General features: G+C 44.8%; 16 protein-coding genes and 2 pseudogenes. 6 read left to right on the top strand and 12 right to left on the bottom strand.

All coding sequences use genetic code 11. From position 1 onward, the window contains the following. The first annotated feature begins 78 nt into the window (after positions 1-78). The gene (locus tag QT994_RS10675) at positions 79-2283 is read left to right on the top strand and encodes a pentapeptide repeat-containing protein (protein WP_333174233.1); all 2205 of its coding nucleotides are present in this window, start codon (positions 79-81) and stop codon (positions 2281-2283) included. 204 nt (positions 2284-2487) lie between these two features. Here QT994_RS10675 and QT994_RS10670 read toward each other — a convergent pair whose 3' ends face one another. The 4 genes from QT994_RS10670 to QT994_RS10655 all read right to left on the bottom strand — a co-directional run bounded on the left by QT994_RS10670 (position 2488) and on the right by QT994_RS10655 (position 4335). Next, the gene (locus QT994_RS10670; protein WP_333174230.1) at positions 2488-2676 is read right to left on the bottom strand and encodes a hypothetical protein; all 189 of its coding nucleotides are present in this window, start codon (positions 2674-2676) and stop codon (positions 2488-2490) included. Between the two features lie 36 nt (positions 2677-2712). Further along, positions 2713-2877 (bottom strand): hypothetical protein, encoded by a 165-nt coding sequence (locus QT994_RS10665; RefSeq protein ID WP_333174227.1) that lies wholly within the window; start codon positions 2875-2877, stop codon positions 2713-2715. 12 nt (positions 2878-2889) lie between these two features. Next, the gene (locus tag QT994_RS10660) at positions 2890-3306 is read right to left on the bottom strand and encodes a DUF3024 domain-containing protein (protein ID WP_333174225.1); all 417 of its coding nucleotides are present in this window, start codon (positions 3304-3306) and stop codon (positions 2890-2892) included. A gap of 540 nt (positions 3307-3846) precedes the next feature. After that, positions 3847-4335: a hypothetical protein gene (locus QT994_RS10655; RefSeq protein ID WP_333174223.1), complete on the bottom strand. Its 489-nt coding sequence runs from the start codon at positions 4333-4335 to the stop codon at positions 3847-3849. Between the two features lie 100 nt (positions 4336-4435). Between QT994_RS10655 and QT994_RS10650 the strand changes: the two genes are divergently transcribed. Continuing rightward, positions 4436-4792 (top strand): hypothetical protein, encoded by a 357-nt coding sequence (locus tag QT994_RS10650; protein WP_333174221.1) that lies wholly within the window; start codon positions 4436-4438, stop codon positions 4790-4792. On the opposite strand, the gene QT994_RS10645 is transcribed toward QT994_RS10650, so the two are convergent. The 8 genes from QT994_RS10645 to QT994_RS10610 form a co-directional block, all read right to left on the bottom strand. Beyond that, positions 4772-6217, bottom strand: coding sequence for a CHAT domain-containing protein (locus tag QT994_RS10645; protein WP_333174218.1), 1446 nt, complete (start codon positions 6215-6217; stop codon positions 4772-4774). The two genes, QT994_RS10650 and QT994_RS10645, sit on opposite strands and share 21 nt — an antisense overlap. A gap of 193 nt (positions 6218-6410) precedes the next feature. Further along, positions 6411-7355 (bottom strand): CBASS oligonucleotide cyclase, encoded by a 945-nt coding sequence (locus QT994_RS10640; protein ID WP_333174216.1) that lies wholly within the window; start codon positions 7353-7355, stop codon positions 6411-6413. A gap of 8 nt (positions 7356-7363) precedes the next feature. After that, complete coding sequence (locus QT994_RS10635) at positions 7364-8353, bottom strand: hypothetical protein (RefSeq protein WP_333174214.1); 990 nt, start codon at positions 8351-8353, stop codon at positions 7364-7366. Beyond that, entirely contained in the window at positions 8307-8921 is a 615-nt protein-coding gene (locus QT994_RS10630; RefSeq protein ID WP_333174212.1) for a 7-cyano-7-deazaguanine synthase, read from the bottom strand. The genes QT994_RS10635 and QT994_RS10630 overlap by 47 nt, the downstream gene beginning before the upstream one ends. A gap of 169 nt (positions 8922-9090) precedes the next feature. Continuing rightward, positions 9091-9456 carry an NB-ARC domain-containing protein gene (locus QT994_RS10625; RefSeq protein WP_333174210.1) on the bottom strand — a complete coding sequence of 122 codons (366 nt, stop codon included), beginning with the start codon at positions 9454-9456 and terminating at the stop codon, positions 9091-9093. Beyond that, positions 9387-9584 carry a hypothetical protein gene (locus QT994_RS10620; RefSeq protein WP_333174289.1) on the bottom strand — a complete coding sequence of 66 codons (198 nt, stop codon included), beginning with the start codon at positions 9582-9584 and terminating at the stop codon, positions 9387-9389. The genes QT994_RS10625 and QT994_RS10620 overlap by 70 nt, the downstream gene beginning before the upstream one ends. Positions 9585-9933: 349 nt before the next feature. After that, on the bottom strand, positions 9934-12138 hold the full coding sequence (locus tag QT994_RS10615) for a tetratricopeptide repeat protein (RefSeq protein ID WP_333174208.1): 2205 nt from the start codon (positions 12136-12138) through the stop codon (positions 9934-9936). Between the two features lie 311 nt (positions 12139-12449). Then, positions 12450-12680 (bottom strand): DOPA 4,5-dioxygenase family protein, encoded by a 231-nt coding sequence (locus QT994_RS10610; protein ID WP_333174286.1) that lies wholly within the window; start codon positions 12678-12680, stop codon positions 12450-12452. Positions 12681-12830: 150 nt separating this feature from the next. Between QT994_RS10610 and QT994_RS10605 the strand changes: the two are divergent. The 4 genes and pseudogenes from QT994_RS10605 to QT994_RS10590 all read left to right on the top strand — a co-directional run. Further along, positions 12831-12968, top strand: a pseudogene (locus tag QT994_RS10605) (D-alanyl-D-alanine carboxypeptidase family protein); the annotation flags it as partial. Between the two features lie 87 nt (positions 12969-13055). After that, positions 13056-14118 (top strand): annotated as a pseudogene (locus tag QT994_RS10600) (ISKra4 family transposase); the annotation flags it as partial. A 342-nt stretch (positions 14119-14460) separates the two neighbouring features. Beyond that, on the top strand, positions 14461-16500 hold the full coding sequence (locus QT994_RS10595; protein ID WP_333174205.1) for an NACHT domain-containing NTPase: 2040 nt from the start codon (positions 14461-14463) through the stop codon (positions 16498-16500). A gap of 84 nt (positions 16501-16584) precedes the next feature. Next, entirely contained in the window at positions 16585-17439 is an 855-nt protein-coding gene (locus QT994_RS10590) for an NB-ARC domain-containing protein (protein ID WP_333174202.1), read from the top strand. The last annotated feature ends 30 nt before the right edge of the window (positions 17440-17469 follow it).

Raw genomic sequence — 17469 nt, 5'->3', positions numbered from 1 at the left:
TCGTGCATAAGTCCTGCTGCATACAGTACAGCAGGCGCGGTGAAACTCCTGATTATTCCTAAGTCTGCTTGTATAAAGATGCAAGCCACTCTTCCGCTATCAACGATGTCTAAAGATTTCTCCCATAAAAAAAATCTCCGAGGACGCAATTTCAAAGGCCAAGACCTCACGGGTGCGAACTTCTCCCACGCAGATATCCGAAGTGCGGATTTTACCAATGCCGTTTTAAAAGGTGCAAACTTCAGCCATGCCAAAGCGGGACTGCAACCTCTCTGGGTAATTGTTCTGCTAATAATTTCATTAATTCTATCGGTACTATCGGGATTACTTTCAGTCTTGGCTAGTTTTTTGGTAGGAATTTTCTTCACTCCTTCTTCTATTGAAGACTACACGATTATTCCTGGTTGGTTGATATTAATAGTGCTTGCAGCTTTCTTTATGGTCACTATTGGCAAAGGTCTGAGGGCAGTGGTAGTGTTATGGGCAATGACAGTGCCGATGACAGCGTTAGTGGCAATAGCATTGGCAACGATAGTACCAAGGGGTACGCCAGCGTCAATTATAATCCAAACGCCAATAATAGTGGCAGCGGCAGTGGCGGCGATAGTGGCAGTGGCGGCGATAGTTGCAACGGCAGCGGCAGTGACTGAGTTAGCGGCAATGTTAGTGGCAGCGACACTGACAGGGGTAGGGGTAGTGACAGCGGTAGCGACACTGACAGGGGTAGGGGTAGTGACAGCCGCAGCAGCAGTGGCAACACCAGTGGCAGCGGTAATGGTGGTAGGGGGTATTTACATAGCTTGGCGTGCCTTAGCTGGAGATGAGAAATACGCCTTTGTTCGCACGATTGCTGTTATCTTCGCTGCTACAGGTGGCACAAGTTTTCGTGGTGCTGATTTAACCGATGCCGATTTCACGCAAGCAACGCTTAAAAGTACCAATTTCATAGGTGCTACTCTCATCCGTACTAACTGGTTTCACGCCAAAAAACTTGACCGCGCTAGAGTCGGCGATTCTATATTGGCTAACCCAGCCGTTCAAGATTTACTTATTAATCGAGAAGGCAGAAATAAATCCTTTATTCGGATGAATCTTAAAGGTGCATACCTAGAACAAGCAGATATTAGAGGTGCTGATTTTACCGACGCGAATCTCAATCAAGCTAGTTTAAAAAAAGCTTACCTAGACCAAGTTGAACACCAGCCCACTAAGCTAGTTAGAACCAATCTCAGAGGTGCAGACTTAATAGAAGCCAATCTCAGCTATGCTAATCTCAAAGAAGCAGATATCGTTGAAGCCACTTTCCAAGGAGCCAATTTAGAGTGGACAAACCTGACTCTCACTCAGGCAATTGGCACTGACTTTACCAACGCTCAAATGACAGGCGCTTGTGTAGAAGCGTGGAATATTGAAAATAGCACTAAATTAGATAATGTCGATTGTCGATTTGTTTATCTCCTAGAACAGCCCAAACGAACAACCGATGACCGCGAACGCCGTCCCAGCAGTGGTGAATTTAAACCGGGAGAATTTACCAAGCTGTTTGAAGAGGTTTTAAATACCATTGACCTAATTTTTAATAAAGGAATTGACTGGAAAGCCTTTGTCGCAGCCTTCAAAAAAGTGGAAGTAGAAAATGAAGGCACTGAACTTGCTATCCAGAGTATTGAAAACAAAGGCGATGGCGTGGTTGTCGTCAGAGTCAGCGTTCCTCCCGATACTAATAAGGAAAAAATTCATAGTGAATTTACGCAAAATTATGAATTAGCGCTTAAAGAGGTAGAGAAATATAAAGAATTATACGAATATCAGCGTAAAAACTATTCAGATATGCACGAAATTGTTAAATTATTAGCTAGCCAGTCTCATCAAGTTATCCTTAATAATGAAGTTACATCAATATCGGAGAGTAACCCTGTGCAAGAAAACAATCAATACAACCTGCCAGATGCCACAGTATCAGGCAGTAATATCGGGACAAACCACGGCACTCAAATAGGTACACAGCATAACTACGCCACCAAACAAAATCTAGCTAAAGCCGCAGCAGATATTAAGCAGTTACTACAACAATTGGAGCAAACTTATCCCACCAACACTCAATCTGAAAAAATGGTAGTCGTCACAGAAGCGATTAAGCAGATTGAAGACGATCCAACTTTGAAACAACGGGTATTGGGTGCGCTAAAATCAGGAGGAGTTGAAGCAATAAAAGAGTTAGTAGATCATCCGTTAATTAATATCTTGCTAGCAGCTTTAGACGGGTGGCAAACAGGAGAGTGATATCTTGCCCAATTTTGCAGCACAATTTTTGAGTGCAATCGTCTTTTTAAAGGGCAGCTACCGCCACCCCATCGAACCAAACGCCTAACCCTTCTGCTCTGCATTCCCTACGCCTAGATCCTATCTATATGTAGGGTCAGCCTGAATTCGCTCGTCGAAATCCATATTCTCCCATTGTGCGATCGCTCTCCTCAATCTGTCCATCTAGTCCACCGGAGCCCTACTGGGACGCACAAATGGGTATTTATCCTCATCTTCAGGAGACTTCGCCAACTCCACCAGCCCAGTATCATCCTCTTCAAACGAAACTGGACTAGCGATCGTCAAACTTGACAAATCCAATCCAGATTCTCGCCAATTACGCGCCAGCATCCACGACCCAGAAGATGGCATCAAGTTGCCTAACAAATCTTACCAGCACAAGACGGGTTATTTGATTTCGGGGAAGTAGCGCAAGCAGAGAACATTGACCTCAACATCACTCAAAGTTTTGGGTTCCATCTCGTACAAATCATTCAGCACCGCCTTGACATCGGGAAATGCAAAATACTCCGTCAGGAGAGCCAATTCGATAATTAAAAGAACGATTGCCAATTATAGCAACAATTAAGGATGTAACAGGGGATTGTTTCTAATTTCCGATAAACATTCTTCTAAAGACAAACCGTGCAGAATTTCCCACCATTGTCCCATATGTCTCATGTAGGCCACATTAAAACAATCTGGCCCAACATATTCTAGGCGGGCGGAGCGAGACTCAAAAGACGGGGAAATCGCCCTCGGACTCGGACAATTATAAGTTGAGCAGAAGTAAAAATAGTTGCGATACCACTTGCCAAAGATATCCGTTCGATAGTTGAAATCATGGTCTGTGGGTGGAGAGTCGATATATTTGGGCTTAAATTCTGTTTGAATTAACTCATTACATTTTTGTTCGATTAATTGTTTCTCAGTATCAGGCACTGTAGGTTTAGACTGTTTGGGAGAAGAAGAAAGCCAGAGCTTTTTTGCTTTTTTTGCCATTGAATTTGTTTTCCTGATTATCTAGGTAGAATTGAAACGACAAAATCGATCGTTCGACCTACTGTGAAGGTAGTGGCTGCTTGCAACAACCTTTGTTGGGCTACTTATCAAGGCGGCGTGAGCCTCCAAGTAATGCGAGCCTCCTCAGATCAAACGACGCAATCTATGCCTTGATTGGGTGCGGCGCGGATGATTTGTACCCACTTTCCACACCCTCCACTGTCACAATCGGTTTTTGCGGAATTTTGTGAATCCAAATGGTCATTTTTTATACACACAAGTGGAAAATTAGACTTGTGATCGCCAGTTCAATTTAGCCAAACTCCGAAAATTCGTAGTGTGACAGTTCAGGGTGCGGAATGTGGGGTATAAGTCAAACATAACATCAGCAAAGTGAGCTTTCTTTCCCAATAAATCCCCCGTATTTTTGATGCTGACAATTTTGGTTCCTGTCGATAGTTTTGGAGTTAGCTTGGACAATATGAGCGGAAAGCACTGCTCCTCGGTGGGTCCTTCCACCCAGAGAATGCTGTCGGCACCTTACTTGTCATCTCGGTTTTCCTGGGTTATGTCACCGACTTTGGCATCGCCCCCAACTTGCCAGTTTCTGCCTATCAACTGCTTGTCAGAACTCTTTCCTTCTTTGATTTGTGTTATTTTTCCTACCTCTAGCTGGCCTCTTACCTCTAGCCTATCTAGAATCACTTGCACTGCGGGAGATTGGGATTGGATCTGGCTAACGAGTTCTTGTAACTGGGCAGCAAATTCTTTGTCTGTATCCATCTGGCTCACCAGTTCGGCTTGAAGCACTTGCATATTAGCCTCAGTCGGATTGGCTTCTACTCGTGTCAACAACCCGCCTGTACCTGCTACTTGTAACTTGGATTGGACTGTCTCCCGCACTGTCTGGATGGCTTGCCCACTTTTTTCCCACGCGGCTTCGCCTATCTTTTCGCCGACTTTCTCTAGGACTTTGGGCACTATCAGCGTGGCAACTGCTCCAGCGACAATGGACAACGGCTCTACCATATTTTTGTTCTTCTAATTTAGCTGATTGGCATAAAACCCTACCTACTCAAAGATAATCATCATTTGAGAGAATGTCGTGAGTATTTGTGGAGAGATGTTTTTGGAACAATTGCTCAGAAGACCACTGGAAGCACTACTGTTCAACAGTTGCAGTGGTATTACAACCATCAATTGTGTAATGGTTGAGATAAAACTGAGTGAGAACCGATTTCAACGTGGAGTCATGGAAACACTGACCGCCACCGGGAGCGCAATTTTGTTCCTAACCAAGACAATTAAACAGACTAAGGAAAAGTACGCTGCGGAGAGACCTGAGTGGAGTAACCCAGTGGAGATAACAGCTAAGGAACTGATTCAGGCGCTGAAGCTGAAGGCTCCCAATACGGCAAGTGCGATCGCACTTTCTGCATCAGTGCCTCAACTGATTTCGCTGGCTCTAACCCGGCTTTTTTTTTAATACAGGGGTCAATTCTTCCGGTAGGTTCTCCAACTCAATCGCGTTGCAGCCAAAGTCGAAGGCGTCTTCATACGACCGTTCCCGCACCAAAGCATCGTAGAAGCCTACGGCAAACTTAATCGCTGCTGCATCGCTGACGGCATCGCTCATGCCTACTACATAGTCGATATGTTGGCAAATGACATCTGCCTGCACCTTTGAATAACAGGCATTGAGTACCACGCACCGAACCGGATTCGTAAAAAGCTTAAATAGTCTTGCCAAAGCCTCGGTAGAAGCCAGCTTTGCCTGTCCTGCGTCATTTTCCAGCACCAAGCCTCCTGCTCCTGCCCCATGTCCGCAAAAGTGGACAATCTCTGGGTTTAAATCTAGCAGGGCGCGACGCAAGTCATCTGTACGCACTGCCCACCGTTGCTCAATGACAAAGCGATCGCGCTGCTGTGCCAGTCGCAATCCATTATCAATTTCCCGCATTTCCACATCCAGGCGCAGTCTGGCTGCGTTGATGGGGCTGGATGCTAGAAACAAGATGGTACGCTTCAGGGGAGGTGTCGGAGTAGGTTGAGCGGGTTGAAGCGCTGTCCCAAAGCCGTAGTATTGATTAATGCTACCTACAGTCATGCTGCCACCGACTTTTACATTGCTGAGAATGCTTTGCGATTGAGGATGATCGCCGCCAGAAGATGGTTCAAGGGCATGGATAAGTCGCACCACAGCTTCCACTACTTCTATAACTGGTCTTCGACCCTGACGGGTTGTCAATCGGGAAAAGAGGTTTCCCGCAGCAGTTGGGTCGAGAATACGGGCAAAGCGATCGGGTTGAGTCAGTGCTTCACCTGCCAAGCGTGATGCTCCCCCACTGCCATCATTGCAACGCGAACCAATTCTTAGGTCTAGAGGAATAACTGGCTTTGCCCTTGCTATGTACTCCTCGGCAAGGTGTTCAACTCCTTCCCCTCCACTTAGGATTATCAGAATATCCCCCTTGGCCACCTCTCGTTGGCGACGTAATGCACCTGATGACCAGCCTGGTTTGAGGAACTCTATCTCAATTGCCTCGGCTGCAAGGAGAAACTCCCACAACTCCCGTCGAGTGTCGGGAATTTTGTCTTCTATTTTGCTAGTTGCTACGGTGGCAATTAGCCGCCCTTGTGAGCCAGAAGCTTGTGCTATTCCAGCTTGAAGGCACTCACGGACAGCAGTTAATGCAGTCCAGTCGAAGATAATAGGCAATGAGGCTGGAGTGTTAGGTTCCGAAAGAGGTTCATTCCCAACACCAATTATGAATGTGGCTCCTTCTGTTGCGAGTTTCTTGACTAACTCAAAGATCAACTCATGTGCATATTTGAGTAAGTTCGGCGATGTATCCTTGGTTGCACTTCCGGCAATGTGGATTCGTTGACCTTTAATTGCATACTGGCTCATAAAGTTTGTATCTGTTTGGTAGTAAGCTGTTACGCATTTAAACCACTAACGAGGCTTGTAGGGTGCGTCAGGAGTGAACACTTACGCTTACAAGGGAAACACTTCTGTACTGACGCACCATATTATCGTCTTTTAAATGCGTAACAGCTTATGCTGTGGGGAAATATGGATTACCAGGCTAACTATACAAGCCCTACTCGCTCCCCAATAGCTTCTGCCACTCCTCTAATGATTGAAGCCTGTCCGCTTTCTCTAGCCGCGTAGCTAATCTTCCCAGGCAAGAGGAAACTCTATTCCTTTCCTTACTGTTTTCTGAACCCAGGTAGTCATCTACGTGTATTGATTGCCCAGTTCTATCCTTAATAGGTACTTTAACTCTATCGCTAGCAGTACGGCAAAGATGATTTAGCATATCCTTATATGTTTTACGTCCTTCATATCTTTCAAATGCCTCAATAGCAAGTGATTCAGCATGATATCCAGATATTTTTAAGTTTGTCGGGAAAACTTCTTTGACTGCTGCTTTGAACAGTTTTATGACAGGAACAACTTTTCCAGAGCAAGCTTTGTTGACAGCAGTAAGCTTTCTAGCAAAAGCTTCAGGACGTACTACATTGCTCCACTGATTTTCATCTATAGAGCTAGCTATCTTGAAACCTGTGGCTGTCTTGATGGCTGGCAAAAGTTGAACCTCACACCCATCAGAATAGCGAACTGTCACAGCTAGCTTACCTGGAGGGAAGACTTCGGTATTGGGAAGCTGTTGTTTAATTTGTCCTGCAAAGTATTCCAAAACTTCTTTTGGCGTCTTTCCTTGAAGGGAAGTTTGGTTGATTAATACTAATATATCGACATCGCTTAAACCATCAATGAATGTATGTCTGCGAACTGAGCCACCAAAATTCAGATTAACAGATTCTTCCTCAAGCTCTTTCTCAATGGCTTCCTTGAGGTCTTCAATATGTTTGTTGATGGCATCTGTATCTCTATCGTTGTATCTCTGGAGTGCATCTTGAAGTAAGCTGTTAACTTCTGAGGTATAGGATAAAGCATTAGTCTGCTCATTAGCTTGCTGGACTAATTTATCTATTCCTGATAAATTACTAGAAGACCAACCCGATCCGCCACTACCACCCATAATTATCCTCAAATTTCAAGTCCAGCATTTCTAACTAAATTAAGCACCGATGGCATCACTCTGTTCCATTCTAAAAATTCCTCAATTCGTCTTGTTTTACAGAATTTTATCATTGCTCTGGTTAAACGGTTAAGCATATGAATATTTTGAATACCGTAAAACTTAGCCAATTCCTGTTCTGAGTAATTCCATTTTTCCGTAATAATATTTGCTGTTGATGGATACAGTGCTAACCCATCATAAAACACATATCGAAGCCATGCAAGTCCGTCAAATATATCTGCTCCACATAAAAAATATGCAATGCTCAATACCGGGTCTAAGCAGCCTAGTATATGAATAGGTATCTGAAATCCGCTTTTTTCAAACTCCGAGCGTAATCTTAAAAGGTTTTGACATCTCTCAAGAATAGATTTTCCTAGTTCTTTCTCTGTTAATCCTAGTATCGAAAATTGTGCTATATTATCTAGATAACCAATTAAATTACCTATATTTATGAAATTAGATTCTTGTTCGGGCTTGCAAAGAAATTCTGAAGCTACATCTGGGTATTCCTGAAACAAAGCTAGCGATGATTCTATCTGACAAAGAATAGGTTGTGAATTTTCCTGGGAATCATAACTGATAAAGACAAATTGAGAATTAGGTTCTAATCTGTCTAGTACAGACTGATGTAAGTCAGAATTCCAGGGCCGAGCAAAACAGCTATCCCTAGCTGCATATACGTCATCTAGGCTAGCAGTCGATTTAAGGAGTTGAGTTTCGTAACCTCCACTATCGATAAAAATTAGATCGGAATAATATATGTCTCTATCTATGAAATCGTAGTATAGGTCATAAGCACTAACGAGAGAAACATCGACAATAAAATCGCGCATCGAATTGTAAATATCTCTTACTTCTGGAAATCCTCGACTTGAAAATGAAGGAACGAGAATAGGTGTACTAATATCAATTATCGAAATATTTCGCAATTGGCAGATTTCCGTAACCTTCATCTAACATTCTCCTATCCTTACAAGATGGACATTTTCCACATGGATAATCACCTCGACGTTCACAACTGAATGTGATTTCTATAGGAACTTGGTTTAAATGACAAAACTCAAATATATCTTTTTTTGTAAACTCTAGAAACGGAGCTTCGACTTGAATCGTACCGCTGAAATATCCCTCGAATAATCGTTGGGTATCCACCATAAATAGTTGAGAGCAATCGTAGTAAGGTGTCCCCGAATGAATGCCTATAGAAAATATTCCCCCTTTTGCAGAGAATATACTGGCAGCCGTCAACAGCATTGTTGCGTTCCTGCAAGGATATTCTCCTTGAGTATTAGTCATCGAAAAGCCTAGATCAACTGTTGTTACATAAATCCCGTAATGTTGAGATAAAGCTAAAATAGAGCGACGCTCGCCCTCAATGCTAGGCTGACCGTAGTTGAAGTGAATTCCTCTAACAATTGCTCCTCGCAAGAGGTAATAAGCTATTAAAGCTGCTGAGTCTATTCCTCCTCCAAGTAGCAAGTTGATTGTTATATCTGGTTGAGTGGCAAAGCTAGATATCATCACAAGCTCTCGTTTATAACCAGTAAGCGCTCTTCAAGTATTACACAGCTTTTAGATTTGAGCTAATTTCCCATTCTACCCGCTCATCCCCAATCAGCGACTTCAATAAAGAAAGCGCCACATCTTTGGTGAGTACATCCAAGTCTAACCGCACAATCGGCGCACCTAACTAAACCCGTGTTGTCATCAATACTTTAAAGCGTGGCTCTACAGGAGGCAGATAGGGTTTCACCTCCTGATAGTCGGTAACATCATCTAGCACTAGCAGCACCTCCTCCGGCAACCAATGCCGCCAGCAGAATGCTACCTGAGAAGGCAAATCTAAATCCTGTGGGGGGTGCAACTGCAAATGCACTCTGGCAAACGCGACAATCTGAGTCCCCAAATTCAAATTGTGTGCCTGCAACCAGCAAACCCCACCGGGATAAGTCTGTTGCTGCCAATGGAGGTAAGAATATTGCAGCGCTAGTTCTGTTTTCCCCACTCCACCCCTACCAGCGATCGCAGAAATCGCAACTCGATCGCTGTACTGCAACTGCTGGTGTAGTGTTGCGATCGCTTCTTCCCGTCCGACAAAGTTAGAAATGCTGCTGCGGGGGAGATTTTGAGGAATACCTGTGGGTGTGGGAGACTTATCGAGATTGAGGACAAACTGACTAGCAATCTGGGTGATATCCCCAGTCGTTAAATTTCCCTAAACTTGAACATTCTTGAAAAGCTCTTGCTGTAGGTCTTTGGGGATCTCTTCAGGACGATCGCTCGTCAATTTAGCCCTCCTGAGTCAAGTCACCCAGATTCACATTGCAGCCTATCTGGGACATTTCATGCCTCTATTCTGGAATAGTGTTCAACGAAATGGCGACCCCATAAGTTACCCATCCCAAAAAGCTCTCAGCCCAGAAGTATGTAGCGGAAGAGAAGTTGAGAAAAGTCACAAGGCAAAGATAAGAGCGATCGCGTTTTGAATTTGAAGGGGAGGCAACTCTCTTGTGGAGCAGGCATCATATCTACTTTATTCAGATTGCTCAAAGCTTGCTTGAACTTCGGCAAGGATAGCCTGAATCGTTGGATTATTTGGCAACGCTTCTAAATCAGCACATCCTTCTGCGCTCACATCCCTCAAGAATCTTGCAAAACGTTTCTGAACCCTGACTGTAAGAGGATGATTCGAGCCGAACCGCTGTTCACAAATCGCCAATGTTTGCACATACAAAGGCTGTGCCTCACGGTAGCGCTCCTGAGATGAGTACATGACTGCCAGACTGTAGAGACTGTTTGCCACATCAGGATGCTCCTCTCCCAAAAGGCGTTGTCTAAGTTCCAAGGCTTGCATAAACAACAGCTCTGCTTCTTTAGAGCGACCTTGTTCACTATAGACATTGGCTAGATTATTAAGGCATCGTGCCACATCACGATGCTCCTCTCCAAAGTGAAGGTTGTACAGCTCTAATGCTTGTAAGTACAACGGTTCGGCTTCGCTATGGCGACCTTGAGAGTGATAAAGCACAGCCAAGTTATTGAGGCTTTGTGCCATATGATGCTCATCTCCAAGTTGGCGTTTGTATAGGTTCAAGGCTTGTATGTACAAGGATTCAGCTTCACTATAGCGACCTTGTGATTTATAAAGCAACGCCAGATTATTGAGGCTAATAGTTACTTGGGCGTGCTCCTCTCCTAAAAGCCTCTTTGTGAGTTCCAAAGCCTGTACTAACAGAGGTTCTGCTTTACTGTAGTGACCTTGAGATGTGTAGAGCCATGCCAGATTAGTAAAGCTTTCTACTACTGCAAGATGCTCAGATCCGAAACGGGCTTGAGTAACAGCTAGGCACTTCTCAAACCAGGGTACTGCTTTGTCATAAAATCCTTGACCTTCATAGAACCAGCCTAAGCCGATAAAAGGCTTTGCTGAATCCTCATCGCTGAGATAGGCAGTCAGATGGTTAGCTACTTCTGCCAGATGAGGTATGACAGAGCTGAGGGAAACAATTTGCTCACGAGTTAATTCATTCTGCTGAGGGACTTGCGTTGCCTCTACTGACATTGTTCCTGCAAATTCTCGCTTCAGCTCATCTGCTCGATCAGAGTGTTCGAGCTTCTCCCGGAAAAATTCCCGAATTAATTGATGCAAACGGTAGGTATCCTCACCCTGAAGTAGATGCAGACTCTCCAACTCAACTCTGGCATCCTCCAAATCTTCAGCGTCTTGCCCTGTCTCTACGCTTTCCACCAAATCCCAAGGAATAGGAGCCAAGGCAAATAAACTCAGCAAACAGCCTAACTGCTTAGCCTCTTCACTCAACTCCTCCCAACTCAATTCAAAAGCAGCAGCAACTCCTCGCCTAACATTTAGCGTCCATGCGGGGTCATTCTTTTCCCGCTCCAATGATTCGTGCTTGAGTCCCTTTTTTTCCAATCGCCGCAGCATTTCTGCTAGAGAAATCTTCCGCTTCTTCACATACCGCCCTACCAAGTTTAGCGCCAGTGGCAAATAGCCCAGCCTTTGACACAGTTCTTTGGCATTTGCTAATTCATGGCTAATCTTTTCTTCTCCAATCCACTCCCGTAAAAGTTCCAACGCGGCTGACTCATCTAACACATCTAGTGTGAATGACTGGGGAAGATCCAACTGTAACCGCGTCGTGATTAGCACCTTAAACCGGGAGGGTTGAGGTGGCAGGTATGGCTCCACCTTTGGGTAATCGTTGACATCATCTAGCACCACCAGCACGTTTCCTTCATGCCAGCGCGACCAGCAGAAATCAACTTGGCTCGGTAAGTCCCAATCTTCCGGTGGGTTTAGCCCCAATTTGGCTTGAGCAAACCGCACTATCTGAATGCCAACATCTTCATCCCTCGCCCTTAACCAACAGATACCGCCTGGATAGGTGAGCAATAGCAAATGAAGTAGAGCATACTGCGTTGCCAGTTCCGTCTTGCCGACTCCCCCCATACCTTCTATAGCAGCAATCACCACTTGGTTATGGTGCTGCACCATCTGGTGTAAGTTTTCAAGTGCTTCGGCACGTCCCACAAACTTGATTGTGCCACTGCGAGGAAGATTGTGGGGTATTCCAGTTGGCTTGAAGGAGTCGGGCTGTTTAACAATAACCAGCAAGTTCAAAATCTGGTTAATGTCCCCTGTTGTTAAGTTGCCACCTACTTGAACATTCTGGAGAATGCTTTGCAAAACTTGTTCGGGGCTTAGGCGATCGCTCATATTTTTTTTGCGTATCTGGCGAACTGACAAAAGGTTGGAAAACTGCACTCAATATACTTTTGACGACTTCTATGCCTTGATTCTAAAAGCCCTAATATTCTGTATTCCGAAACTTGATCGATTAGATCCGGATAGTTTTGTTGATGCTACCCCTTCTAACCTACCAGAGAATATTGACCCGCGAACGCAAATTCCGCCACCCACTTGCGATATTGCACCGATCCAAATCGAGCGGGTGCGGGCAACCAGAACGCGGGTATCTGAGTTCACGGTGATGATAAATGAACTGCTACTTTTTACGGAGCGTGAGCTCAGAAGCTTGCATTGACTGTCCTAGGTCGCAGGACTTTTACATTCAGCTCTAGTTTTTCTCCCAACCACAAAGAATGTTTTGTGTGGTCTGCCACATCCTCGCCTGTTTCAGGGTGAATGAGAATATCGAGTCCCTCACGATTCAGCATTAACCAGGGAACGACTTTGCCAAACTGCGGGGGTAAAAAAGCAACTTGATACATAGCGTGGGGATGGGGAGCAACAAGAATTGGTAAACAAACTTACAGATAAAGAATCTATTCACGAGTGGTACTACCGTCGTTTAATCCCTCGCGAACAACTACTTGCATTAGGACTGAGTTTCTTTGATGGTCTTTTGACGATCAATTCTTTGCTGCGCTGGAGGAAATAGTTAAAATATTGACCTAGCCGACGGTCATTTTCTCAAACAGGATATTACGTACAACTTTGCTGCAACAGATACGTTTAAGTGGTTGAACCTGCACGCTAAAGAATTTGGATTTGAGTTGTCGTTTCCTGAAAATAACGTTCAAGGAGTCAGTTATGAGGGGAGCATCCCACTTTGGCAGATCTACCAATTCTTGGGAGAATGTAGGGGAAGAACGAAGCCATCCGCACCAACCATGACCCCTGAGAAACAAGAACGTCTAAAAGCCTGTCTGCAGAACTCGCTGCCTTGCTATATTAAGAGACGAACCAGAGTGAACTCAGCGACCTAGAAAGCCTTGAAAAAACTGTGCGGACTCAGATGTTAGAATATGTCAGTCCACAAATAGCCCTTTTTTTATCGAACAAGCAACAGGAATCAAGGCAGGGAAGACCCTTCAAGTAACAAGTTGTGTGGGAGCCCTGAGATTGAAAGCAAAGCAAGCAGAGAAATTAGGATTGAGGTCACATTCCCAGTTGAGTCCTCTGCTAGAAAAATGTTGTCTGCGCCTGAGTGCCAATGAGTCATACCAGAATGCAGAAGCCGAAGTTGAAGCATTGACAGGGATGATTGTCGGTCACTCGACCCAACAAAGACTTGTTCTTCGACAAGAGTTGCCATTACCCTCCGCGAAGCAAGGAATCTCAGAAATTAGTGTGGATGGGGGTAAAGTCCGACTCCGGGGAGAGCCAAAAACTGGGAGTTACTTGAGAGACTACAAAGCTATACGGTTAAATAGCACATACTATGGTGCTTTTTTTGATGACAATCAATCATTGATTGATTATGTCAACAGCCAACCATTGCTTAACCCATTGGTCTGCTTGGCAGATGGTCACCAGGTAGTGTGGAATTTAATCCAGGAGTTTAGCACAGACCAACAGCGCTGGGAAATCTTGGACGGGTATCATCTCAAAGAAAATCTCTACAAAGTTGGTGGCTCATTAAAGAGACTTAGAAAGGCTGAGTTCTATTGTGGCTTTGTCAGGTGCTTGAAGCCTCGGCTTTGTGAGCGTGGTTGCCGAGGCAAACAAGCTCGCAACTTCTGTGCCTACCTGGAAAAACATAGAGAACGCAAAGTCAACTACAGTTATTACCAAGCTGAGCAACTATGTTCAATTGGTTCAGGAGCAGTCGAGTCGGCAATGCGAGCAGATTGGAGCAAGGATTAAAATCGAGGCGGGCGAGCGTGGAACGCAGAGAGTGTAAATCAGGTGCTTTCAAATCGTTGTGCTTACCTCAATGGTTTACTCGCGATAAGAGTGTTTCTGCCCAACTGGGATGCTCCCGTTATGATCCTTGGCACTGGCGTTTTGTCGGCTGTCCAGAGGCACAGGTCATTTTCAGGAATAAAGTAAGTAAATAAGGAATCCAAGATTAATTGCGTGAACGATCGCCCTGACCCCAAAAAAGCCGAACAGACTGCTGCCAGCGACTTGCAAGCAGGTCGGGACATCTACATTGGCAGCATCACTCAGATTGTGAATCAGAGTGACGCACCCAAACCAGCCGAGTCACCCCAGATTAGTCTTTCCATTGATGCTCTAGTTGAGCAAGTGCGATCACTCTACCGCGATAAAATCCAGTATGAGTGCGGCACCATGCAGCTATTGGATGTCTCACATCCGGTTGCTCTGGATAACCTTTATGTCGATGTCAATATGCTGAATAAAATTCCTAGCCAGCGATGGGTTAGAATTTCTGATCGGCTGCAAGACTTCGACCCCAGCGCTGATGACTTTGACCGCTTTTACTTAGGCTTGGTACTTCAGGCGCGAGTACCAGGGCTGGAGGCAGCAAACACTAATCCTAAACTAATGGTGCTGGGCAAACCAGGGGGTGGTAAAACTACTTTTTTGAAACATCTGGCTATTGAGTGCAATAAAGGCAACTTTCAGGCTGACCGTGTACCAATTTTTATCCGGTTAAAAAGATATGCTGACGATGCCATATATTCAGGTAATTTCGACCTCTTGAATTACATCAGCCAATCTCTGCAAACTTGTGACGTTTCCGCTACGGATGTTGAAAGCTTGCTCAAGCATGGTAGAGCTTTAATCTTATTGGATGGATTGGATGAAGTTCCAGAACAAGAGGGTAAAGCAATCCAGCAACAAATTATCTGGCTTTGCGAACGATATTACAAAAATCAGTTTGCGATTACCTGTCGGACTCAGGCTCAGAAATACAGGTTTGAGCCCTTTACTAATGTTGAAGTTGCCGACTTCAATCAAGAGCAGATTGAATCCTTTGCAAAAAAGTGGTTTGTGGCAGTTGCCAGGAATTTAGAAGAGAAGGGTTTAGCTAAGGCTACTGAATTTATTGAGAAACTTAAGCAGCCAGAAAACAAACGGGTTAGAGAACTATCAATAACACCGATCTTGCTCAGTTTAACCTGCTTGGTTTTTAATGATCTACAAGATTTACCGACAAATCGCTCTAAACTTTATGAGCAAGGGCTGAACATTTTGGCCTCCCGGTGGGATGAAGCTAGGGGCATTGAACGGGATGAGATTTATCGCAATTTGACTTTGCCACACAAACTGAAGCTACTAAGCCAGATTGCAGCTATAACATTTGAGCAAGGTGATTACTTCTTTGAACAAGGCAAAATTCAGCAACTGATTGCCGGATATCTCTGCATATTACCCGATGCAGAGACTGACCCAGATTCAAGGCAACTGGCTAGTGAGTCTGTGTTGAAATCGATAGAGGTGCAGCATGGGTTATTAATAGAAAGAGCGCGGGAAATTTACTCTTTCTCTCATCTAACGTTTCAAGAGTATTTCACTGCCAAAGAAATTGTTGCCAGGTGGATTCCTCATGCTTCAGAATATCTAGCCAGCCACGTCCTAGAGAGGCGCTGGCGAGAAGTCTTTTTACTATCGGTTGAGATGTTACCGAATAGCGATGGTCTACTGCTGTTGATGAGGCAACAAATTGGTACACTTGTTGCCTCATTTGATGAAAAGTTGCAGCAGTTTCTTATCTGGGTTAACGATAAATCTCTTTTAGTTAAGGTTCCATACCGACTAATGGCAGTCCGCGCCTTTTACTTCGCCCTTACTCTTGACATTGCCCGAAATAACGCAAATGCTTATGACCGTTCTCTTGACATTGCCCGTAGCCTTGACCTTGACCTTGCCCATTCCTTTGCTGATGCCTATGACCTTGACATTGCCTTTGCTCATGCTTTTTACGATACATCTCAGACTGTCCTTGCCCGTGCCCTTGTCCTTGACGTTATCCTTGAGCGTGGTATTGACCTTGACTTTACCCTTGACTGTACTCTGGATATCATCCTTGACCGTAGCTTTGTCTTTGATCCTGAGCTAAAGCTGTTATTGCAACAACTCAAAGAGCCACTACCTAACTTGGACGGTGGCTTTGATATGCTTTGCCAGTGGTGGCACGCTAACGGTCAAGCTTGGACTGAGCAATTAAGAGCGGTGATGATTGAACATCGCAATATCGGTCATGATTGGCAGTTTAGCGAACACCAAAAAGAATTGCTAAAGCAGTATTACGATGCCAATAAATTACTGGTTGATTGCCTAAATAGCGGTTGTGAAGTGGCTCCTAAAGTGCGACAGGAAATTGAAGAGATGTTGTTGTTACCTACTGTTGAAATAGATAGATGAAGTGATGAGCATTCATGAAGTGTCTTCAGAAGAAATCACCCTGATCTCCATCAGGTGAAGCAGAGCATTTTTAAGAATGTCCAAGTGGGTGGTGACCTTTTAACTGGAGACATCACTCAGAACAACACGAACATTACTATCAATCAGCCTGAACTTCCTAAACCAGTTGGAATTCCACAAAACATTCCCTACACAGGTGCAAGCAACTTCGTAGGAGGTTCAAAGGAACTGGAAATCTTACACCAGAAGTTGCAGCGAACAGACTGCGTAGCAATCTCCGCGCTCGCAGGTATGGGAGGAGTCGGTAAAACAGAACTGGCAATTCAATATGCCCTAGCTCACCGAGAAACTTACCAGGGTGGCATTTGCTGGCTCCAAGCACGGGAACAGGATGTAGGCACTCAGATCGTTAACTTCACCCAAGTTCATTTGGGTTTGAATCCCCCTAAAGACATCAAAGAATTACGCGAGCGGGTGCGCTGGTGTTGGCAGCACTGGCAAGAGGGAAATGTCGTAGTCATCCTGGATGATGTTAATGACTACGCACAGCTCAAGCCTTACCTGCCGACCCCTGCTTCTCGCTTTCGGGTACTGCTCACCACACGGCTACGATTACTGAAATCCTCAGAACGATTAGAGCTAAATGTCCTCGCTCCAGACGCGGCAATAGCTTTACTTGAGTCGCTAATTGGGACACAACGAGTGCAAGGGGAACTAGAAGTTGCCAGGGATCTGTGCCAGTGGGTAGGCTGTCTGCCTTTAGGACTAGAATTAGTCGGACGCTATCTAGAGTGGAAACCCGATTTGTCTCTAGCACAAATGCAGCGACGATTGCAGGAAAAACGACTAGAGCAACAGGCGTTGAAAACGCCCAAGTCAGAATCAGACATGACTGCCCACTTAGGTGTAGCAGCCACCTTTGACTTGAGCTGGAAATAGTTAAGTCCTGTTGCCCAAGAATTGGGCTGT

Origin of the sequence: Microcoleus sp. S13_B4 (assembly GCF_036700885.1) — a bacterium.
GTDB lineage: Bacteria > Cyanobacteriota > Cyanobacteriia > Cyanobacteriales > Microcoleaceae > Microcoleus.
Note: the sequence above shows the minus strand (reverse complement) of the source record. Positions and strands in the feature narration are given on the sequence as shown.